Annotated in this window: 17 protein-coding genes; 8 read left to right on the forward strand and 9 right to left on the reverse strand. The window is 61.2% G+C overall.

Features of this window, described 5'->3' with window-relative positions; all coding sequences use genetic code 11:
* Window positions 1-47: 47 nt before the first annotated feature.
* The 3 genes from BM364_RS07990 to BM364_RS08000 form a co-directional block, all read right to left on the reverse strand.
* Window positions 48-1718: an ABC transporter permease gene (locus BM364_RS07990; RefSeq protein WP_092423117.1), complete on the reverse strand. Its 1671-nt coding sequence runs from the start codon at window positions 1716-1718 to the stop codon at window positions 48-50.
* A gap of 34 nt (window positions 1719-1752) precedes the next feature.
* Window positions 1753-2775, reverse strand: a complete 1023-nt coding sequence (locus BM364_RS07995) for an extracellular solute-binding protein (protein ID WP_425284873.1) — start codon at window positions 2773-2775, stop codon at window positions 1753-1755.
* 100 nt (window positions 2776-2875) lie between these two features.
* Window positions 2876-3934 (reverse strand): ABC transporter ATP-binding protein, encoded by a 1059-nt coding sequence (locus tag BM364_RS08000; RefSeq protein ID WP_092423121.1) that lies wholly within the window; start codon window positions 3932-3934, stop codon window positions 2876-2878.
* Window positions 3935-4986: 1052 nt separating this feature from the next.
* Here BM364_RS08000 and BM364_RS08005 point away from each other — a divergent pair.
* On the forward strand, window positions 4987-6921 hold the full coding sequence (locus BM364_RS08005) for a hybrid sensor histidine kinase/response regulator (RefSeq protein WP_092423993.1): 1935 nt from the start codon (window positions 4987-4989) through the stop codon (window positions 6919-6921).
* A 118-nt stretch (window positions 6922-7039) separates the two neighbouring features.
* Complete coding sequence (locus BM364_RS08010) at window positions 7040-7807, forward strand: NAD kinase (RefSeq protein ID WP_244542798.1); 768 nt, start codon at window positions 7040-7042, stop codon at window positions 7805-7807.
* Here BM364_RS08010 and BM364_RS08015 read toward each other — a convergent pair.
* The 3 genes from BM364_RS08015 to BM364_RS08025 form a co-directional block, all read right to left on the reverse strand.
* Window positions 7804-9009 (reverse strand): DUF2336 domain-containing protein, encoded by a 1206-nt coding sequence (locus BM364_RS08015; protein ID WP_092423125.1) that lies wholly within the window; start codon window positions 9007-9009, stop codon window positions 7804-7806. The genes BM364_RS08010 and BM364_RS08015 overlap by 4 nt on opposite strands.
* 88 nt (window positions 9010-9097) lie before the next feature.
* Complete coding sequence (locus tag BM364_RS08020; protein ID WP_092423127.1) at window positions 9098-9901, reverse strand: transglycosylase SLT domain-containing protein; 804 nt, start codon at window positions 9899-9901, stop codon at window positions 9098-9100.
* A gap of 76 nt (window positions 9902-9977) precedes the next feature.
* Window positions 9978-10565 (reverse strand): nitroreductase family protein, encoded by a 588-nt coding sequence (locus tag BM364_RS08025; RefSeq protein WP_092423129.1) that lies wholly within the window; start codon window positions 10563-10565, stop codon window positions 9978-9980.
* Between the two features lie 158 nt (window positions 10566-10723).
* Between BM364_RS08025 and BM364_RS08030 the strand changes: the two genes are divergently transcribed.
* Window positions 10724-11695 carry a hypothetical protein gene (locus BM364_RS08030; RefSeq protein ID WP_092423131.1) on the forward strand — a complete coding sequence of 324 codons (972 nt, stop codon included), beginning with the start codon at window positions 10724-10726 and terminating at the stop codon, window positions 11693-11695.
* A 100-nt stretch (window positions 11696-11795) separates the two neighbouring features.
* Entirely contained in the window at window positions 11796-14426 is a 2631-nt protein-coding gene (gene topA, locus BM364_RS08035) for a type I DNA topoisomerase (RefSeq protein WP_092423133.1), read from the forward strand.
* A gap of 155 nt (window positions 14427-14581) precedes the next feature.
* Here the strand turns inward: topA and BM364_RS08040 are convergent, their stop codons facing one another.
* Together BM364_RS08040 and BM364_RS08045 are read right to left on the reverse strand one after the other, a co-directional pair.
* Window positions 14582-15628, reverse strand: a complete 1047-nt coding sequence (locus BM364_RS08040; protein ID WP_092423135.1) for a dipeptidase — start codon at window positions 15626-15628, stop codon at window positions 14582-14584.
* Between the two features lie 88 nt (window positions 15629-15716).
* Entirely contained in the window at window positions 15717-16892 is a 1176-nt protein-coding gene (locus tag BM364_RS08045) for a sialidase family protein (protein WP_092423137.1), read from the reverse strand.
* Between the two features lie 191 nt (window positions 16893-17083).
* Between BM364_RS08045 and rnr the strand changes: the two genes are divergently transcribed.
* Both rnr and BM364_RS08055 read left to right on the forward strand, forming a co-directional pair.
* Window positions 17084-19366, forward strand: coding sequence for a ribonuclease R (rnr, locus tag BM364_RS08050; protein WP_092423995.1), 2283 nt, complete (start codon window positions 17084-17086; stop codon window positions 19364-19366).
* A gap of 4 nt (window positions 19367-19370) precedes the next feature.
* A complete protein-coding gene (locus BM364_RS08055) occupies window positions 19371-19760 on the forward strand; it encodes a DUF983 domain-containing protein (RefSeq protein WP_092423139.1) in 390 nt (129 codons plus the stop codon).
* Window positions 19761-19869: 109 nt separating this feature from the next.
* Here BM364_RS08055 and BM364_RS08060 read toward each other — a convergent pair whose 3' ends face one another.
* Window positions 19870-20277: a hypothetical protein gene (locus BM364_RS08060; protein WP_092423141.1), complete on the reverse strand. Its 408-nt coding sequence runs from the start codon at window positions 20275-20277 to the stop codon at window positions 19870-19872.
* Between the two features lie 118 nt (window positions 20278-20395).
* On the opposite strand from BM364_RS08060, the gene rpmG reads away from it, so the two are divergent.
* Window positions 20396-20563: a 50S ribosomal protein L33 gene (gene rpmG, locus BM364_RS08065; RefSeq protein WP_046143529.1), complete on the forward strand. Its 168-nt coding sequence runs from the start codon at window positions 20396-20398 to the stop codon at window positions 20561-20563.
* A 136-nt stretch (window positions 20564-20699) separates the two neighbouring features.
* Window positions 20700-22199, forward strand: coding sequence for a carboxypeptidase M32 (locus BM364_RS08070; protein WP_092423143.1), 1500 nt, complete (start codon window positions 20700-20702; stop codon window positions 22197-22199).
* Window positions 22200-22204 lie beyond the last annotated feature (5 nt).

Consider the following 22204-nt stretch of genomic DNA (forward strand, 5'->3'; position numbering starts at 1 on the left):
TGCCAGGCAACGGCATCGGTTCCGCGGGAAGCATCGGCAGTTAGATGTCAGCGCCTCGCGGCGCTTCCGCTACGGGCAAGAAGGATCACCGGCAGGATGCCAATTGCCACGATCATGAGGGCAGCGATTGCTGCATCCTCGTATGTGCCGCGAGCCGCTTCACCATACAAAAGCGTCGAGAGGCTCTCGAAGTTGAGCGGCCGAAGCAGAAGCGTTGCGGGAAGCTCCTTCATGCAGTCGACAAAGACCAGCAGCCCCGCGGCGGTCAGCGCCGGACGTGTCAGCGGCAGGTGGACATGCCTGAGCATGCCGCCCGGCCCCTGCCCCAGCGTGCGTGCTGCGTGGTCGAACGACAGCGGCAGCCGGCTCAACCCGGCCTCGACTCCACCTACTGCGATAGCCAGGAAGCGCGCCGTATAGGCATAGATCAGCGCCGCTCCCGAGCCGAGCAGCAGGAGCCCGGAAGACCAGCCCAGATTGGCGCGTAACCAGGCGTCCAGGGTACGATCGAAGGCCGCGACGGGGATCAATATACCGATCGCGAGTACGGTGCCGGGAACTGCGTAGCCGAGAGTCGCAACACGTGCAGCAATCGGCGTCCCCTGCCCCGGCCGCATTCGGGCAGCGTAGGGCAACAGAAATCCGAGGATCAGAATGATCACCGTTGCCAACGCCGAGGCTGAAACGGTGTTGATGGCAGCGCGCAGCAACGCAGGCGAGAATCCTGCAAATTCGAGACGATGGACTGCAGCAACGATCAGATAGATCGCAGGACCAAGGAAGCCGACAAGGATGGGGAAGAGGCTCAGCGCGAAAACGAGAAGCGCCTTGGGCCCGCGGAGCTGCTCTGGCGGCATGGATCTGGATCGTTGAGCACTGCTCGCATAGCGCTGGTTGCGCCGCGCAACTCTTTCAAAGAGCACAAGAGCGGTCACGAAAACCAACATGGACATGGCGATCTGCGCCGCGCCTGCCAGATCAGCCCGCACGATCCAGGTGGTATAAACCGACGCGGTGAGGGTTCTTACGCCCAAAAACTGCACTGCGCCGACGTCGTTGAGCACTTCCATCAAGGCAAGTGCTGCGCCCACCGCGATGGCCGGACGGGCAAGCGGCAGAGCGACACGCCAGAAGACCAGATTGCGGCTGACCCCAAGCGTTCGCGACACTTCCACATAGTTGGCGGCCTGAGTGAGGAACATCGCTCTGACGGTCAGGTAGACATAGGGATAGAGCACGAAACCGAAGACGAGGATCGCACCCCACATCGACCTGATATCCGGCAGGCGAAATTCACGCGGGCTCGAATAGCCTAGGAGCCAACGAATGGCGCCCTGGAATGGACCAAGTGGGCTGAGAACATCGAGATAGGCATAAGCCATGATATAGGTGGGCACGGCGAGCGGAAGCAGCAGGGCCCATTCGACAAAGCCTCTACCCCGAAAATCATAGGCCGTGACGAGCCAGGCAGCGCCTGTTCCGATGCTGATTGCCAGAACGCCCGTGCCCAGAAGAAGCACTACGGTGTTCCAGACTGCTTGTGGCAGCACATGTGCGACCACGTGACTCCAGAGTGTGCCCGTGTCGGCCAGCGAAATCAGGGCGATTGTCGCCACCGGCAAAAGCACAAATGCCGCAACGGCTAGAGCCGTCGCAGTCCAGATTGTGATTGGCAGGCTGCGCTGCCTTGCCTGAGAGCTGAACGCAGAAACCGTCATCGGGAATGCGGCAGGCGAACCTGCCGCATCTTCATCAGTTTTCGAAGGTATCGAAGTTGACTTCGTCAACCAGCTCGCTGGCGCGCTGACGGAACGGGAGAATTTCGGTCAGAGCCATGGAATCCACGTTCAGTTCGCCGATTTCGCCGATGATGGGGTGGACATCGGCGCTTGCATTGACGGGATGCTCGAAGTTAGCTTCCGCGTAAAGTTTCTGGGCTTCTTCAGAAGCGAGATATTCGAGCAGCTGAACTGCTTCATCGCGGTTCGGCGCATGTGCCGCCACCGCAGCACCGCTGACATTGACCAGAGTACCGCCACCTTCAAATGTCGGCAGGATCACCTTGACCTCGTCGGCCCAGGCCTTCTGCTCTTCGCCACCGGCGCCGCTTGTCATCAGGCCATAATAGTAGGAGTTGGCAACAGCGATATCGCAGATGCCGGCGGCGATATCACGCGCGCCGTCACGGTCGCCGCCCGCAGCCGCACGGGCCTGGTTGGCCTTGATACCTTCGAGCCAGGTCTTGCTGGCTTCCTCGCCATGCTTGGCCATGTAGGCGGCAAACATGGCGGTGTTATAGGGATGCTGACCTGAGCGAATGCAGAGGCGGCCCTTCCACTCCTCGTCGGCCAGCTGCTCGTAGGTGATGCTGTCCAGAGCAAGGTCCTTGGCTGCATAGACGACACGGGCGCGGCCAGAAAGGGCAAACCAGTTGCCATCCGCATCACGCAAGGCTGCTGGGATCGCCTCTTCCAGAACATCCGACTGCACCGGCTGAGTCACCCCCGCGTTGACCAGATCGATCAGGGCGCCGAAATCGACTGTCATCAGGATATCGGCAGGGGAGCTTTCGCCTTCGGCCTGAACGCGCTCAATGAGGCCGTTTTCAAGGAAGACCGTGTTGACCGTCACACCGGTTTCGGCAGTGAAGGCATCGAGAATAGGCTGGATCAGCCCCGGCTCGCGCGTCGTATAGATGTTGACTTCCTGCGCCAGAGCAGGAACGGCGAGGCTAAGGGCCAGCAGACTGGCGACGCCGAAGGTCTTTGCAAACATGGTGATGATATTCCCTTGGTGTAATCATGCATCAAGGGCGCTTGAGGCCTAGGACGCGCCCGAGGCCTGAATGTCATACATGATGTTGCAAATCAAGTTATCAGGTGGAGCTTTCCCTATGGCTTGAATCGAAGATCATCGCCTCCTCTGGCCTGACTGAAACGCGAACGATCTGCCCGATCTCGGCTCCACTGTTGCGGCTGCTGCGCATGATCAGCGGCTCTGCAAGACCGTCGACAGCAAGTACAAGTTGTTCGATCTCGCCGCGGAACGCACGATCGACAACTCTTGCTGCCGTTCCATCCTGCGTCAGAAACAGCGAATGCGGGCGGATCAGCAGCTCGATAGGTTCAGGATGATCAGGGGCGAGAGGAAATCGCCCCAGCGGGCTTGATGCTGCTGCTCCATCCCTGCATGCCGGCACGCGATTAAGCTGAGAGAAAAAGCTGGCGGCATAGGCGGTTTGAGGCTTGGCGTAGACTGCCTCGCCCGTCCCCGCCTCTACCAGACGCCCCTTGTGCATCAGGGCGACTGTGTCTCCGGTCGACAGTGCCTCTTCGGGGTCGTGCGTCACGATAATCGCCGTGGTGCCTAGCGCACGAAGCAGGTTCAGAGTTTCGAGCCGCACACTTTCGCGCAGCCCCCGGTCCAGGTTAGAAAACGGCTCATCCATCAGAAGGATGGCCGGCTGGGGCGCCAAGGCTCGCGCCAACGCGATCCGTTGCTGTTCACCGCCGGACAGTTGATGAGGGTATTTAGCGCTCAGAGCATCGATGCCTAGCCGCTTAATGATGTCGCTTACGCGCTCGTCGCGAGCCGTGCGGTCCATCCGCTTGAGGCCAAATGCGATATTCTGTCGCGCGGTCAGGTGCGGAAAAAGCGCATAGTCCTGAAACATGAAGCCGACTTTACGCTGCTCGGGCTCGACGAAAACCGATTGCCCCGAGACAAGCTGACCGTTCAGCGTAACGGCTCCAGCATCAAGCGTCTCAATGCCTGCGATGACACGCAGGAGCGTGGACTTACCGCAGCCCGAATGGCCCACAAGGCAAACGATCTCTCCCTCATCGATACTGAGCGAGAAGCCATCAAGGGCCGACACCCCACCGAGCTTACGCGAGAGCTGATCGAGAACGACAATTGGGCGAGGCTGCATCATGGGCGAACAAAGCGCCGATCAGCGGAGAGCTGTCAAGCTTTCGGAGTGCTGCAGATTTTGGCGCCGCCTTCCTGCCTCCCGCTCTAGGGCGATTTCATATCGCCGCTTCATCCGTGACTCATGTTAGCCTAAGTGCTCTGCAACCAATCATAGTGCCTCGTCGTTCGGACGCAGCCATTCGGGGGAGAGCAGTGGTTAGCGTTACCGATATTGAACTTGCTGACATTTTTCCTGGCAGCAGCGAGATGGCGCAACGTATGCGCGAGACTGATTGGGCAGGAACTGCCCTGGGGGATCCCACACACTGGCCGGATGCCTTGCGTATACCGCTCAAGATCATGCTGACATCGCGCTTCGAGATGTGGCTGGGCTGGGGACCTGACCTACACTTCTTCTACAATGACGCCTATATCCCCACACTTGGTATCAAACACCCTCACATGCTTGGACGGCCGCTCAAGCAGGTGTGGGCTGAGGTGTATGACGATGTTGCTGATCAGGTGGCGCGCGTGCGTTCCGGTGAAGCCACCTGGAACAAGGCGCTGCTGCTTATTCTCGAGCGCAGCGGCTATCCTGAGGAAACCTACCACAGCTTTTCGTATAGTCCGCTCTTTGCTGGGGATGACACAGTCGGTGGACTTCTTTGCGTCGTAACCGAAGAAACAGGCCGCATCATCAGCGAACGGCGCCTCGAGACGCTCCGCCAATTGGGCCTCAAGCTCTCTACGGCAACCGACAAGCCTTCACTGCTAACAGCAGTCCACTCGGCCTTTGCGACCAATGAGCGCGACTTTCCATTTGCCGCGCTTCGCCTTGAGGGGGAGCAGACAGAACCGGCTTGGGCTACAGCAGGGCTTAACGACGTTACCCCGGATTCTCATGGCCTCATTGTCGATCTTCCGAGTGGAATTGACTGGCCCACCGGCGCGTGGGACCGGCGACCTACCAAGGCCATTGCGATTGCGATACCCCAGTTTGGGGCTGAGCAGTCGGCCGGCACGCTGTTTCTGGGGCTCAACCCCTATCGAGGCGATGATCCAGATATCCTGAACATGGCGCAGCTTGCAGCCAGTCAGATCGGTGCTGCGCTTGCTCATATCGTGGCCCTGAGCAACGAGCGGCGTCGCGCGGACAGGATCTGGAGCGTTTCGCGTGACATCATGGTGGTCGTCGATGTCGAGGGGCGTTTTGTTTCCGTCAGCCCTTCATGGACGCGCATCTTGGGACATGCGCCCGAGGATGTTATCGGGCGACACTTCAGCGATTTCATGCACCCAGATGACGTCGCGCCGAGCAATTCCGCGCTGTCCCGTGCGTTGAGCGATCAGGATCTCAATAATTACGAGAACCGCTTCCGCGCAATCGATGGAACCTATCACCGCATCGAGTGGCACACTACGCTCGAACACGGCCAGGTTTATGCCTATGGGCGGGACGTAACGGATAGGCGGCAGGTCGAAGCTGCGCTCAACGAGAGCGAAGAACAGTTCAGGCACCTGGTCCAAGGCGTCACCGATTACGCCATCTATATGCTGGACCTGGATGGCCACGTTTCGAGTTGGAACGAAGGCGCCCGCCGGATCAAGGGCTATGAGCCCGAAGAGATCATGGGCCAGCACTTCTCCCAGTTCTATACTGAGGAAGACCGGGCGAACGGCGAACCCGTCAGGGCACTCGAAACGGCGCGCACGGAGGGGCGCTTCCTTGCTGAAGGATGGAGAGTGCGCAAGAACGGCGAGCGGTTCCGTGCCAGTGTCGTCCTTGACGCTATCCGCGACGACGAAGGGCGCCCGATTGGCTTTGCCAAGATCACAAGGGATGTCACGGAGCGCGAGATATCTCAACGCGAGCTGGAAGCTGCGCGTGAGGCCCTGTTCCAGTCCCAGAAAATGGAGGCGATCGGACAGCTGACCGGTGGCGTGGCGCACGACTTCAATAATCTGCTGATGGCAGTCATGAGCAGTCTCGACCTTCTGCGGAAGCGTTTGCCCGACGATCCGACGCTGCACCGTCTGCTCGACAACGCCAAGGAAGGCGCTCAGCGGGGAGCAACCCTGACGCAGCGCATGCTGGCCTTCGCACGGCGGCAGGATCTCAACCTCGACTGTGTTGATGTGGTGCAACTGCTCTCGGGCATGAATGACCTGGTGCAGCGCTCGATTGGACCGGAATGGCCGATCTCCACTCGCTTTCCGCTGAAATTGCCAGCCGTTCGCGCAGATGCCAACCAGTTGGAGATGGCGCTCCTGAACCTGATCGTCAATGCGCGTGATGCGTCCCCGGACGGTGGGCCGATCGTGATATCCGCCACCTGCGAACAAGTGGAAAAGCGCTCGTCGCGGGAACTTGCGCCCGGCACCTACCTCCGCCTTGCAGTCAAGGACAGCGGCACTGGAATGGATGCAGAAACATTGAGGCGGGCGACAGAACCATTCTTTACGACCAAGGGGGTCGGCAAGGGAACGGGACTGGGCCTGCCTATGGTCCATGGCATGGCCAAGCAGCTCGGCGGCACATTCGAATTGCAGAGCGCCGTAAGAAAAGGCACCAGCGCCATTCTCTGGCTACCTATCGTGGGGGTTGAGCCGGTCAAGGTCGCTCCAGAGCTTCCGCAGGTGGTTCCCCAGGCGGAATGCCGCCTGAAAATCCTGGTCGCCGACGATGATGCGCTGGTGCTGATGAACACCGTGGCGCTGCTCGAAGATCTCGGACACGATGTTGTTGAAGCCTATTCCGGCCGCGACGCCTTGGCGCGCTTCAAGGAACATCAGGATATCGACCTCGTCATTACCGATCAGGCCATGCCAAACATGACCGGCACGGAGCTGATTGCAGCTATCGATCAAGTGCGCGCCGGTATGCCAGCCATCATCGCCAGCGGCTATGGAGATGATATCAACCTTCAAGGCCGCGACGTGGAGCGTCTGGGTAAACCATTCGATCAGGCGCAACTGGCTCGCGCCATTTCCCGGGTGATGGACCGGTAAGCGCTGAACGTAGGGGCGCGCTTTGCCCTTGACCACGCCGGGGTGCGCAGTCTACCGCAATTGCCGCAGCACTCCTGCTTTCCGGCATGGACGTATGCAATTGGGGGCAGGAAACGCAGTGTCTGATCCACGCATAGCCGTTGTGACCAATGAAACGGCAGGCGCCGAGGCCGCCGCTGCGCGACTGCGCCAGCAGTTCGGCACGGTCTCGACGGAAGAAGCGGATTTCGTTATCGCCTTGGGCGGCGACGGGTTGATGCTGCAGACCCTGCACGACGTCATGAGCCGCGGAACGCCCGTTTACGGGATGAATTTCGGGTCTGTCGGTTTCATGATGAACGACTTCTCCGAAACTGAACTGGTGCAGCGCCTCGAACGCGCGCACAGAACGGAGATCTACCCCCTGTTCATGGAAGTGGTCGATGGCTCCGGAGGGCGTCAGACCGCCCTCGCCTTCAACGAAGTGTCCCTGTTTCGCTCTACTCACCAAGCGGCCAAGGTCCAGATCTCGGTCGATAACGAAGTTCGGCTCGAAGAGCTAATCTGCGACGGCATCTTGCTGGCCACACCTGCGGGATCGACTGCATATAATCTGTCGGCACATGGGCCGATCCTGCCGATCGAGGCGCCCCTTCTGGCGCTGACGCCCATTTCCCCATTCCGCCCCCGGCGCTGGCGCGGCGCGATTCTCACGAACAGCGCCAAGGTGCGCTTCACTCTGCGCGAAGCTGGGAAGCGGCCGGTCAGTGCAGTTGCCGACAATGTCGAGATCCAGAACGTTCGCGAGGTCACCGTCCACGAAGATCGCACGCATGGCGTGACGCTGCTCTTCGACCCCGGAAAGAGCCTTGAAGAGCGCATTCTCAGCGAACAGTTCAAGTTCTAGGCGGCAGGCAGTTCGAGCATTTCTGGCGCTTCCGCCGGGGGCAGAGCCATCTGCAGGCTCGTTGTATGGGCAAACGCCCGCATGACCCCACGAGCGGCTTTGCGCGCAAGCGCGATGTTCTGTTCACTAAGATAGGCAAACGCTTCTTGCAGATCAGCAGGGATATCGCCGTCGTGATCGGCGATCATCTCTTCGGTCATCGCTGTGACGACGTAGTGACGGGCGGCCACGTCATCGGCGAGATCGGCCGTTCGCGCGTGGATAACCAACCGGATCAACACCTTACCGAGTGAGACCGGTAGGCCGGCACGAAGAAACAGTGCAGCCAAAGAGGCGCGGCTTCCGCCCTCCAGAAGCGTAAAGACCTTATCACGCATTACGCCGGCCAGTTCTGCGATGCAGGAAGCAAAGAACATCACATGCCCGGTGACGACGGCATGCAGGAGCACGCGCGCGTTGATCCGGCTCGAGACAACAAGATCGGCGACAAAGTCCTTGCGAGCGTAACAGGATTCCGTCTCCCCGATCGCCGAGAGAGCGGTGTCTGCGCCGTCCCGCAAAAGGCGCTCCAGCCGCTCCGGCGCAAGAGCGCCCTTGACGATCCGCGTCGCGCGCAGAGCTTCCGCTACTCTTTGCACCAAAATCAGCCTTGCCGGTGCAGGCAGATCATTGCGGCTGAGCAGAGCGCCACGCATCTGCGCGTCAGAGCCGCGCGCTTGGGCAAGGGTGGTCAGCAGCGAGGGATCGAGTTCTATGTCGTGCCGCCGGATGATGCGCAGAGTGATATCTTCGTCGCCCTGATCAACGAGAAGTGCCGCAACACGGTGCGACAGGGAGCTTCTTTGTGAAATGGCGAGCCAGATTGCGCGGCCGCCGGTCTTGATCGAAACGGATAGGTCAGCATCGATCAGGATGGGCGAATATTGCAGGACCGCCCGTGAGATGATCGCGCTATCCTGCAGTAAGGCCATGATAATCGGCCGTGGTGCTGCTTCGGAGTGAAGGAGGCCGTAGGCCAGTGCTGCTCGCACCTTTACCGAAGGGTCGTCGAGAAAACCGATAAGAGCGGCATAGAGCGCTGCGTGTTCATCACCGGGTCCACTGTGGTCGAGATAAGCAAGCGCGGCGAGGTGGGCGGCATGGCCGCGCTCATCGCTGTCGCTGGACCGGCACAACCGGACAAACTCGCTATACTCGATCATGGCTTTCTCCGCACCAGAGCAGAGAAACACTAGCGCAGAGACCTTAAGGAACGGTTCACCATGAGGAAGAGGGCTTTGTTAACCAGCACTAACGGGCGTAGAGCTGAGTAAAGAAGGCCGATCCTCCGGCAGGTGCTTCGGCTTCGTCGGGTACGGTCTTGAAGAGACCGGTAAAGGACATGTTCTCGCTCGAAAAACGTGAGGGCACTGCGGGCGCCCCATCGGGAACGCCGGCAGACGGCGATGCGCCCGTCATCTGCTGGGCTGCGAATGCGGCATTCCCAACGCCTTCGTGCTTGGCGACGAGGACGCGGTAAACTTCGCGGATGGTGCGGGGTTGGCCGTTTGAATAGAAGATGTTGTGATTGGCATCGGCCTGGCGTGGAAAGAGATTGACCGCCAGCTGATCGGGATTTTCAAGGCCGGCGCGGAACATGCGCTCGGCGCCCTCGGCGCCGAGGAAGTGCGCAATGTAGAGTTCGCCGGCACTTGGGTTCCGGCCGAAGCGGTTCGCAAGGTATTCGCCATTTCCGCGGGTAAAGGCTGCGGCAAGGTCGGCGGCTATCTGCGGGTCTTCCCGCAGCTTGAGGACTGCAGCTTTTGTCGCTGGATCTGCAATGCGATAGCTGCCGTTGCTGCCCTTCTGGATGAGGCTCGCATACTGCCCATATCCAAGGCGTGGGCCGTCTTCCTTCATGACCTGGAGCCAGGTGCCCTCGAGAAATTGGAAGAGGCCGACGGCCGAGGACGTGCTTGCCCGCGCCTCGGGATTGAGGCTGCTTTCGCGGATTGCGGTTTGCAGAAGATAGGAGAAATCCACGCCGTTCCGGCTGCCAGCCGCAGTCAGAGCGGTGGCAACATTTTGGGGAACAGAGATGGACTGGACGCCCATTATCGGCCTGCGGTTTATGCTCAATTGGTTAACGAATGCACCGTTATTGCTAACAACTGGTTAACACAAAGAGCCGCTAAACGCGTTGCGGTGCCCATTCGGACACGATGGCGGCGAGATCGGGACGTGGGCGATCTTCGATTACGGTGGTGGGCGTGCCGATGTGGACGAAGCCGACAAACCGCTCCCCTGTTCGCGCACCGAGAAGTGTCGCCGCATCAGAATCAAAACTGTACCAGCGGGTGACCCATGTGGCGGCGAAGCCGAGGGCATAGGCACCGTGGACAAGATTGAACGCAACATTGCCGGCGGAGAGCAATTGCTCGAATTCGGGTATCTTGACGTGCGGCGCCGCGGTCGAGATCACACCGACGACGAGCGGCGCGGGAAGAAACTGGCGGCGTTCGTTTTCAAGGCTCGCCTCGTCGATGCCGGGGCGCTTGGTGCGAGCGAGTTCGGCCAGAGCTTCGCCAGCGCGGGCGCGATTATCCCCGGTGAATGTCACGAGGCGCCAGGGGGCCAGCTTGCCATGGTCGGGCACGCGGGTCGCGATGGTCAAAAGCGTTTGCAGCTCGTCGGGGCTCGGTCCGGGCTCGGCCAGAAAGGCTTGGCCGACGGAGCGACGCGTCAGCAGATAGTCACGCAGTTCTGGACGGGCGGGCATGGGATTTCCTGATCAGAGTGGTCATGAATGAAAATGATTTGAACCGAACGGCGGCGGTTTTCAAGCGAGGCGTGTTATGACACAGCTTTTCCCTGACCGCGCCCTGTGACTTCACCGAAGTTGGACGCGCCCTGAATTCTTGCGATGGCCCGTAAACCATGCTTCCCGTTTCTCGCCTGATCACCGGCGTCTTGTTCGGACTTTCGAGCCTTGTGCTGCCGCCGGCCACTCCCAGCGTCGCGCAGGACACAACCGAGATACCGCCCCTGCCCCGCCCGCGGCCTGACCGCGATGCCGCACAGTCGACGCCAACGCCGACCGGAACGACGGCAGCCGATGCGATTGCGGCGGTGACCGACGTGCCCCAGGCCGTGACGCTGACCGCGCGCATCACCCAGGATGGCCCCACCATTCCCGAGGGCGTTGTCTGGCGTGTCTACGAAACCGCGCCTGATGCGGCCGGGAACATGCAATTGGTGGCCAAATCTGAAGCGGCCACCGCGCAACTGGAATTGCCACCGGGTCAATATGTCGTGCATGCCGCCTATGGCCGCGCGCAGTTGAGCGAGCCGCTTTCGGTGGCGCCGGGGCAAAATGAAAAGGTGATCGATCTAGAGGCCGGCGCGCTGAGGCTCAATTCGGCAGTGACGGGAGACATTCCGATTGCGCCGACGCAGCTACGCTTCGATATCTTCACCGCGGGCTCAGAAAGCGATCGGGTGCCGATTGCTGAGGGACTGCCGCCAAACGACATCGTTACGCTCAATGCCGGCACCTATCATATCGTGTCGCATTTCGGCACGATCAACGCGACGGTGCGCGCCGACCTGAGGGTGGAACCGGGCGAGCTGACCGACGCCACGCTCTATCACCATGCCAGCGAGGTATCGCTGAAACTGGTCTCCGAAGAAGGCGGCGAAGCGATCGCCGACGTCGAATGGACGATCCAGACGGCAGAGGGCGCAACGGTCTTCACCGAGCGCGGCGCATTCCCTTCAACGGTGCTGGCAGAGGGCGTCTATGTTATTCTCGCCAAGCAGGGTGAGCAGGTCTACAACCGGGAGGTCGAGATCGTTTCGGGTGGATCACGCGAAATCGAGGTTCTGACCAGCGTCTACCAAGGCACCTGAGCGGCGGAGACACACGGACGGCACCAGCCCCCGTTGACACCGCCTTTCGCGTTCACCATGTTGCGCGCTCTCAAGTGCAGCGTTGCGGAACGGAACATCCATGAAGGTCGTCGTCGTTGAAAGTCCGGCTAAGGCTAAGACAATCAACAAGTATTTGGGCAAGGACTATGAAGTCCTGGCCAGCTTCGGCCATATCCGCGACCTTCCGGCAAAGGACGGCTCGGTTCGTCCCGATGAAGATTTCGCCATGTCCTGGGAGGTCGATACGGCCTCCAAGAAGCGTGTGTCCGATATCGCCAACGCGCTCAAGGGAGCCGACGGGCTGATCCTTGCGACTGATCCTGATCGCGAAGGCGAAGCGATCTCCTGGCACATTCTGGATGTGCTGCGGCAGAAAAAGGCGCTGAAAAAGGACCAGCAGGTCCAGCGTGTCGTCTTCAACGCCATCACCAAGGATGCCGTGACCACGGCCATGGCCAATCCGCGCGATGTCGACATGCCGCTGGTCGACGCTTACCTGGCGCGCCGCGCACTCGACTATCTTGTGGGGTTCACGCTGTCCCCGATCCTCTGGCGCAAGTTGCCCGGCTCCCGATCCGCCGGGCGCGTGCAGTCGGTGTCGCTGCGCCTCGTTTCCGACCGTGAAGCCGAAATCGAAAAATTCAAGGCGGAAGAATATTGGTCCGTTGAAGCGTCTCTTGCCCAGAACGGCAAGGGCTTTGTCGCGCGTCTGTTTTCCGTGGACGGCAAGAAGACCGACAAGCTCGATATCAAGAATGGTGAAGATGCCGGGGCGCTCAAGTCGCTGATCGAGGCCGGGCAGTTCAACGTCTCCAATGTCGAAAAGAAGCCGACCAAGCGCAATCCCTATGCGCCCTTCACCACCTCCTCGCTGCAGCAGGACGCCTCCTCGCGCCTTGGCCTTTCGCCATCGCGCACGATGCAGATCGCCCAGCGGCTCTACGAGGACGGGCTGATCACCTATATGCGTACGGACGCGGTGCAGATGGCGCCTGAAGGCATCGCCATGGCCCGCTCGGTGATCGGCAAATATTACGGCAACGAATTCCTGCCCGAAAAAGCGCGGGTCTATTCCTCGAAAGCCAAGAACGCCCAGGAAGCGCACGAGGCGATCCGTCCCACCGACATGTTCAAGCGGCCCGAGGACCTGCATCTCGATGCCGACCAGCAGAAACTCTACGGCCTGATCTGGCGGCGGACCGTCGCCTCGCAGATGGCATCGGCCGAAATCGATCGCACTTCAGTGGATATCGCGGTGAATGTGCCCGGCCGCACCGTGAGCCTGCGCGCCGTTGGTTCTGTCGTCACCTTCCCGGGTTTTCTCAAGCTTTATGGCGTGGAGGCCAAGAGCGACGAGGAAACCGAAGATGAAGACAGCCGCGAATTGCCGCCGCTCAAGGTGGGTGACAAGCCAGCGCTCCAAAAGGTCGACATCGAGCAGCATTTCACCCAGCCGCCGAGCCGCTATACCGAAGCGAGCCTGATCAAAAAGATGGAAGAAGTCGGTATCGGCCGGCCTTCGACCTATGCTGCCATCGTCTCGACGCTCAAGGACCGCAACTATGTGCGCCTCGAGGGCAAGGCACTGGTGCCCGAAGATCGCGGCCGCATCGTCACCGCGTTCCTCGAAAGCTTCTTCACCCGCTATGTCGAATATGGCTTTACCGCAGGCCTCGAGGAACAGCTCGACGAGATTTCCGACGGCAAGCTCGACTACAAGGAAGTGCTTCGCGAATTCTGGAAGGATTTCACGGGCAATATCGACGAGATCAAGGACCTGCGGGTTTCCGAAGTTCTCGACGCGCTCAACGATCTCCTGGCGAGCCGCATTTTCCCGCCCAAGGAAGACGGATCCGATCCACGCCGCTGCCCGACCTGCGGCACCGGCACGCTTTCGCTAAAGCTCGGTAAATTCGGCGCCTTTATCGGCTGTTCGAACTATCCCGAGTGCAAGCACACGATGCAGCTTTCCGACGCTGCCTCGGGCCAGTCGAGCGAAGCGGCAGCGGGCGACGGCATTCTGGGCACCGATCCGGAATCGGGCGAGGAAGTGCATCTGAAATCGGGGCGTTTCGGTCCCTATGTCCAGCTTGGCGAAGGCAAGGAGCCCAAGCGCTCGTCCCTGCCCAAGGGGTGGGACCCGGGATCGATGACCCTGGAAAAGGCCCTGCAGCTATTGTCCTTGCCGCGCGAAGTCGGCTTGCATCCGGAAAGCGGCCTGCCGATATCGGCCGGTATCGGGCGCTATGGCCCGTTCATTCTGCATGATGGCAAATATGCCAACCTGCCCGATGTCGAAGAGGTGTTTACCGTCGGGCTTAACCGGGCGGTGGACCTGCTGGCGCAAAAGGCGGCCGGCGGCTTCAAGCGCGGGGGCGGCGCAGCTGTCGCGGCGATCCAGACCTTCGAGCACGACAACGGGCCGATCACCGTCCGCGCAGGGCGTTATGGCCCCTATGTCAACCAGGGCAAGGTCAACGCGACCATTCCCAAGGACATCAAGCCCGAGGACGTGACGGTCGAACAGGCGATAGAATGGATCGCGGCGCGCGCGGAGGCGACCGGCACCAAGGTGAAGAAGGCGCCAGCCAAAAAGGCTGCGGCAAAGAAAACGACCGCCAAGGCAACGGCTGAGAAGAAGCCGGCTGCCAAGAAGGCGCCGGCGAAGAAGAAAGCCGCCACCGTCACAGACGAAGACCCGCCGTTCTGAGGGCGCCTCCCCCTCACCCTAACCCTCTCCCCCATAGGGGCGAGGGGACCAGGTTGGTGGTCTTTGATAGATCAAGCTTCAAACTCGATGACATCCCCTCGCCCCTGTGGGGAGAGGGCCTGGGTGAGGGGTCTTGCTTCAGCCTGAGCGAGCCCCTACCCCATCGTCCGCCCGATCACCCCTAGCCAGTTCTGGAGCGCGATCTTGCGCACCAGGCCCTCCCCAAACCCCTTGTCCAGCAGCGCCTGCAGCAGTTTCGGCACCCCCGTCACATCCTTGATCGGCGCCGGCATGTTGGCCCCGTCGAAATCCGATCCCAAGGCCACGCCATCCTCGCCCAGTGCCTCTACCAGCGCTTCGACGTGACGGACCATCAGGTCGATCTCCATGTCCGGCTCCATCTTGCCATCCGGCCGCAGGAAGCCGGTGGCGAAGTTGAGGCCGACCACGCCACCGCTCTCGCGAATGGCCGCCAGTTGCCAATCCAGGAGATTGCGCGTCGAGGGGCAGATGGCGTGAACGTTGGAATGGGTGGCGACGAGCGGCCTGGTGGAAATGGCGGCCACGTCGCGGAAGCCGGCGGCGTTGAGATGGGAGAGATCGATCATGATCCCCATGCGATCGCAGACGCGCACGAGCTCCTTGCCCGCATCGGTCAGGCCCGGGCCGATATCGGGATCGGCGGGGAAGCGAAAGGGCACGCCGGTGCCGAAGGCATTGGCGCGGCTCCAGGTGATGCCGAGCGAGCGGAAGCCGGCGGCATAGAGCACTTCAAGCGCGTTGAAATCGGTGTCGATCGCCTCGGCGCCCTCATGGTGGAAAATGGCTGCCAGCCGGTCCGCAGCGACGGCGTTGCGCAGTTCCGCCTCCGTGCGGCAGATCGCCAGAGACCCTGCCTTTTCCAACCGCAGGAGCAAGGCAGCCATGGCATTGGTCGAGCGCTGGGCCTCGGCGATATCGAGCTGAGGCGGCAATTCGCCCCGCGACGTTGTGGGGCTCGCCGCGACCGCGCTCAGGCTGGCCTTGAGCGGCGGGGGAAACATGGCGAAAAAGCCGCCGACCATGGCTGCGGACCGGGCGCGCGGCAGATCGATATGGGCTTCGGGCATGCCGTTGGTGAAGAGCTCGATCTTGTCCGGGCGCGGATCATCGATGAGCTTGAGCAGCGTGTCGTTGTGGCCGTCGAAAAAGGGAATGGTCATATCAGAATCGCAATTTAAGTTGCGATCATCATCGGCCGGAGTGGCGATGGGTGCAAATGGGCGGGCAAGGTGCGCCCGCCCGATCGCGTCAGTCTTCGGCAGGACGCACCAACGAGGAGAGGGGCACACGCGTCAGCTGCGCATCTTCCTTGTTGGTTGCGTAGGCGGCATAAAGGTGGTCATTCCACACCACGCTCTTGGGATAGGAATAGCCGGGGCGCTTGTATTTGCCTTCGAAGCGTAGCGGCTGCATGTCCTCTGTCGTGCGCAGCACATAGCCGTAGTCGAACATATAGCCATCGTCGCTGAGCATGACGGCGAGCGGGAAGCGGGCGCGGTTGGCGTGGGGATTGCCCACGATATAGACGCGGCCGTCGGGCAGGTTTCCGGCGCTCTGCTTGGTGCGGGCATCGGGCATATTGGTCATGACCGGCTTGCTCCAGGTTTCGCCTTCATCGGTGCTGACCGAGGCGAGACGGAAGAAGCTGCTGCCCTGATCGCGGAAGATGGTGACGGCCGCGCCGTCCTGGCGCAGAAACCAGCTCGGCTCGAGTTCGCGGCTGATATCGGCGCTGGCGCTGGACAGGTTTTCCATCTCGCCCCGGACCCAACCGCTGACGCCCAAGGGATCGTCGGTGTAGATGGGCGCGGCGATGAGGCCGGGCTGGAAATGGGCCGAATTGATGATGCGGCCGCTCGGCAGAGCGCGCGGGTCCTGCTCGAAAATGGCGTCAAGCGGCTCACCATCGGCCATGGTGACGCGTTGCGGCTCGCTCCAGGTTTCGCCGTCTTCGCTCGTGACATATTGAACATAGCCGCCGCGGACTTCGAGATCTGCAGGCCATGTATTGAGATAGGCGACCAGGGTCTCGCCGTCGGTCCACCAGCCGCCCGAGCTGATATAGCCGTTCTCCTGTGGCTCGGTGAGCGCCTGAGGCTCGGACCAGGTTTCGCCATCCGTGCTCGAACTATAGAGGACGACGGTCTCGGGGGCGTCCTCGTCCTTATCCGAACTCTGCCACTGGGCGTAGAGCTTGTCCTTGAACGGCAGCAGCACGACGCCGTGGTTGAACTGACGGGCTCCGGCTTCCGGCGCAAAGATGGTGATGGTCTCGATGCCTTCGGGAACGGGAAGGCCGAGTGCATCGGTGTCGGCAAAGTCGATGACCTCACCGCCCAGTTCAAACGGAAAATCCTGCGCCATGGACGCAGCCGCAGGCAGGATCAACAGGGCTGTCGCCAGCCCGATCAAAGCAGATCGCATAGATGTCTCCTCAATAGATGACTACGCCAAGTGCCTCCCCAAGGCGTAGTCGGCGGCAAACATGACCCAATACAGCAAGCGATTCAACCACTGATACAATCAGATGTGGGATATCTCCGAGGCTTATGCTGGAACGATCGTGCCGCTCCGGATTTGGCAAAGCGGCGGCGATCACCTACATATCTGTCAAGATGACAACGAAAAAAACCAAACCGAAAAACACCTCAGGACCCAAGCGCAGTGTGCAACCGCGCGCCGGTGAATTGCCGACGCGCGAGCAGTTGCTCGAGGCGCTGGCTCAGGATGCCGAAATCAAGGGCAAGCGTGATCTTGCCAAGGTCTTCGGCATCCGCGGCGACATGCGGCGGCCATTCAAGGCAATGCTTGCCGAGCTTGAGGGCGAGGGCGTGATCACGCGCACGCGCAAGGCGTTGCGGCGCACGGCTGCCCTGCCCCCTGTGACCGTGCTCGATATCCCGGGCGATGCCGACCCGGATGCACTACATGCGTTTCCTGCGCAGTGGAATGCAGAGGAAGGCGAAAAGCCCCGGGTCGAGGTGCTGGTCGGCAGCCATGCCCGTGTAGTGCCTGCGCCAGGCGACCGAATTCTGGCGCGGATCGATGCCGGTGACGGTCCCGTGCCCTTCTATACGGCCAAGCCAATGAAGGTGCTCGACAAGCCGCGGCGGGCGCAGATCGGTATCGTGCGCATGGACAACGAAGGTGCGCGCCTGATCCCTGTGGATCGCAAGCAGAAGGAAATGCGCATTCCTCTGGGCGATCTCGGCGACTCCAAGGATGGCGATCTCGTCGAGGTGGAGGTCAAGCTTTCAGGCCGGCTGATGATTCCGCGCGCCCGGGTGACAAATGTCATCGGCAATCCCGCCTCTGAAGGCGCGGTGTCGATGATCGCGATCCACAATCTTGAAATTCCCTATGTGTTTCCCACGAGTGTCATCCGCGAGGCTGAAGAGGCCAAGGAAGCTACGCTTAGGGGACGCGAGGATTGGCGAGACCTGCCGCTGATCACCATCGACCCCGCCGACGCCAAGGACCATGACGACGCGGTTTATGCGGCGCCGGACGACGACCCGAAGAACGCGGGCGGACATGTGGTGACAGTGGCGATTGCCGATGTGGCCGCTTATGTGCGGCCAGGCACGGCGCTCGACCGGGAGGCGTATCTGCGGGGCAATTCGGTCTACTTCCCTGACCGTGTCGTACCCATGCTGCCCGAGCGAATCTCCAACGAGCTTTGTTCGCTCAAGGAAGGCGAAGCGCGCGCAGCGCTGGCGGTGCGCATGGTGCTCAATGCCGATGGGCACAAGATCAGCCACTCGTTCCACCGCATCCTGATGCGTTCGGCGGCCAAGCTCAGCTATCAACAGGCGCAAGCCGCCATCGATGGCAATGCCGACGACAAGACCGGCCCGCTGCTCGAGCCGATCCTGCGGCCGCTCTGGGCGGCCTATGACGCTATGTCCACCGCGCGCGACCGGCGCGGACCGCTCGATCTCGACCTGCCCGAGCGCAAGATCATTCTCGACGACAAGGGCATGGTGGCCGATATCCGCGTGCCCGAACGCCTCGAGGCCCACCGCCTCATTGAAGAAATGATGATCGCGGCGAATGTCGCCGCTGCCGAAACGCTCGAACAGAAGCGGAGCGAGCTGCTCTATCGCGTGCATGACGAGCCGAGTTCGGAAAAGCTGCAATCGCTGCGCGATTTCCTCGGCAGTCTCGACATTTCGGTGAAGAAGTCTGACAGCGTTCGCGCTTCCGACTTCAACGGCATTCTCAACCAGGCGCGCAAGGCCGGCAATGTCGAGCAGGTTAGCGAGATGGTGCTGCGTAGCCAGGCGCAGGCCGAGTATTCGGCCGAGAACTATGGCCATTTCGGGCTCAACCTCGACCGCTATGCCCATTTCACCTCCCCGATCCGCCGCTATGCCGACCTGATCGTGCACCGCGCGCTGGTTCGGGCGCTGGGTTTTGGCGAAGATGGGCTTTCGGACCAGGAAGCGAGCAAGCTGCCGGGGATCGCGCAACATATTTCGGCAACCGAGCGTCGGGCGATGCTGGCGGAGCGCGAGACCTCCGACCGGCTTCTGGCGCAATTTCTGGCGCAACGGATCGGCGCGCGCTTCGAGGGCCGCGTTTCCGGCGTAACCCGCTCGGGACTTTTTATCCGGCTTCTCGAAACAGGGGCGGATGGGTTTATCCCTGCCTCGACCCTTGGGCAGGATTACTATCGCCATGTCGAGGAGCGGCAGGCCATGGTGGGCGAGCGGACGGGGGAAACATTCACGCTGGGGGATCGGGTTAGCGTACGTTTAGTTGAGGCCGCACCGGTTGCCGGTGCGTTACGCTTCGAGCTCCTGTCGGAAGGGACCCGCGGCAATCCGCCATCTGGTCGCCGGCCCCGCAGGGGCCCATCTAAGAGCTACGGTCCCAAGGGCCGAAAGAAGAGGTAATCGGATGGACAAGACCCGGGTTCTCGAAGAGCGCAGCGTCGGCCAGGCCATGTGGCGGGGCGCGCTTTGCCGCTGTCCGCACTGCGGCCAAGGCAAGATCTTTCGTGCCTACCTCAAGGTTGCGGATCAGTGCGACGTATGCGGTGAAGAGTTTTCCCATCACCGTGCCGACGACTTCCCGCCCTATATCGCCATCATGATCGTCGGCCACCTGCTGGTGGGGGTGATGATGCATATGGACATGGTGTGGCACGTCAATCCCATGACCTATCTCCTGAGCATGATTCCGCTTGCGATCATTCTGCCGCTGATGATGCTGCCGTCGATCAAGGGCGCGATCGTGGGGCTGCAATGGGCGACCCGGATGTATGGGTTTGGCGGGCAGAAGGACTGAGGCAAGCCCGGATCGGTCCCGCCGAGTGATCGCCGGCTTGAGCACGAGGACTGCTCAAGCCAAGGCGAATAGCCTGCGTCGATCCACGCATCGCGTGCCTATGAAGCAGCTAGCTCCCCTGGGCGGCCTTGACCATCTCCTTCGGGCGAAACCGTAGCGCTGACCACTCTTCGTCCAGCGCCACATTGCGCACTGGTCTTAGCCCTCCGGCTTCCAGAACGTCCCAACCCCGATCTCGCGTCAGCCCTGCGGCCTTGCCCGCCTCGCCTTTCCGATAAGCCACCCACAGCAAGCCATCGGGCGGCAGTTCCTTGAGAATGCGAGGCACCATGGTTTCCACCTCTGCAGGGTTCGCGAAGCAGGCCAATGCACCATCGTAATAGGAATCGCCACTTACGGGCTCGACCTCGGCGCCGGCGGTGATTTCCTCGGCGACATGCTGGGGCACGTTGATCAGCCAGAGCCTGGTTCCGGCGCGGATCTGCAATCGGTGCAGCAATTCTGTCGGTGTGGTCATGCGAGTGTCTCCATGCACCTCTATTGTCTTGACAACTTCCGGCAAATCCGTAGGTTGCGCCCAAATTCCGGCGCTGCCTCGGCTCGCGGCGCCTTTTCGTTTTGTGAAGGACCGCGAAATGGCAAAAGCCGCCACCATCAAGATCAAGCTCGTGTCGACCGCCGATACCGGCTATTTCTACGTGACCAAGAAGAATGCTCGTACCCAGACTGAAAAGCTGGCGTTCAAGAAGTACGATCCGGTCGCTCGCAAGCACGTTGAATTCAAGGAAGCCAAGATCAAGTAAATCTTGGATTTTTCACTGATCTGAAAAGCCCCGCAAGCGATTGCGGGGCTTTTCTTTGCGCGGGATGACACGGCGCCGGGTGCTTGATCGGCCGGGCGCGCTGTGAAACAGATCGGGTCTGATCAGGAGAGTACCCATGTCCTTTGCCAAACTCGATGCCCTTGGCCGCAAGCTCGAAGCGCTGGAACATGCGCTTTCGATTCTGGGAGCCGACGAGGCCACGCATATGGCGGTGGGTGGCGGGGAAAAGCGCGCCGAAGCCATGGCGAACCTGGCCGGCATGTTCCACGCCCAGGCCACCGCGCCCGAAATCGGCGACTGGATCGCGGCGGCACGGAACGAGACGCTGAGCGCCGATCAGGGGCTCGCGATCGACGAGTTCGAGCGCAACTATATCAATGCGACATGCCTGCCGACCGAATTCGTCGAGCGCCGCACGGCCGCCACCATGCGCTCGGAACAGCTCTGGCGCGAACTACGGGCCAAAGGGGACTGGGACAGCTTTCTGCCCGCGCTCGAAGGTGTGGTGGCGCTGGTGCGCGAAGAGGCGGCGCTGCGCGCGGAGGCTACCGGCCTTGCCCCTTATGACGCGCTGATGGATCAATATGATCCAGGCAACCGGGTGGCGGAAATTGACCCCGTTTTCGCCGATCTCAAGAGCTTCCTCCGCGACTTCGTGCCCGAGGCACTTGCGGTGCAGGAGGAGCGGCTCGCCAAACGGCCGCGCAAGCCGCTCAACGCCCCCTACCCGATCGAGAAGCAGCGCGAGCTGGGGCTTGCCGCCATGCGGGCGGTGGGCTTTGATTTCACCCATGGCTCGCTTGCGGTGTCACACCATCCCTTCTGCGGCGGCGTGCCAACCGATGTGCGCATGACGACGCGCTACCGCACGGATGAATTTTTGTCTTCGCTCATGGGCGTGCTGCATGAAACGGGACACGCCCTTTATGAGCAGGGCCTGCCCAAGGACTGGTCGCATTGGCCGCTGGGCAAGGCGCGGGGCATGGGCATTCACGAGAGCCAGAGCCTCTTTGTGGAGATGCAGCTTTCACGCAGCCCAGAATTCTGGGAGCATATGCTGCCGCTCGTTACCCAGTATCTGGGCGAAGACGCGATTCCGGGCTGGGAGATCGCCGACATTCTCAATGAGGTGAATCATGTCGAGCGCGGCTATATCCGCGTCGATGCCGACGAGGTGACATATCCGCTCCACATTATCCTGCGCTATGAGCTCGAACAGGACCTGGTGGCGGGCAAGCTCGAGGCCAGCCAGATCCCGGAAGCCTGGGACGCCAAGATGACGGAATATCTTGGCATTTCCACCATCAACGACCCCAAGGACGGGCCGATGCAGGACGTGCATTGGCCAGGTGGCGCTTTTGGTTATTTCCCCAGCTATACGCTAGGGGCGATGATCGCGGCGCAGCAATGGGTGGCGATGGAGAAGACGATTCCCGATGCGCGGGCACAGATGGCGAAGGGCGAGTTCGGGGCCATCAATGGGTGGCGTGCCGACAATATCTGGAGCCAGGGATCGCGCTATTCGACGCCCGAGCTGATCACGCGGGCTACCGGCGAGCCGCTGAATGCCGATTATTTCAAGGCGCATCTGAAGCGCCGCTACGGCCGGGTTTGACCCCA

Source organism: Devosia crocina (assembly GCF_900116545.1).
In the GTDB taxonomy this organism is placed as follows: domain Bacteria; phylum Pseudomonadota; class Alphaproteobacteria; order Rhizobiales; family Devosiaceae; genus Devosia; species Devosia crocina.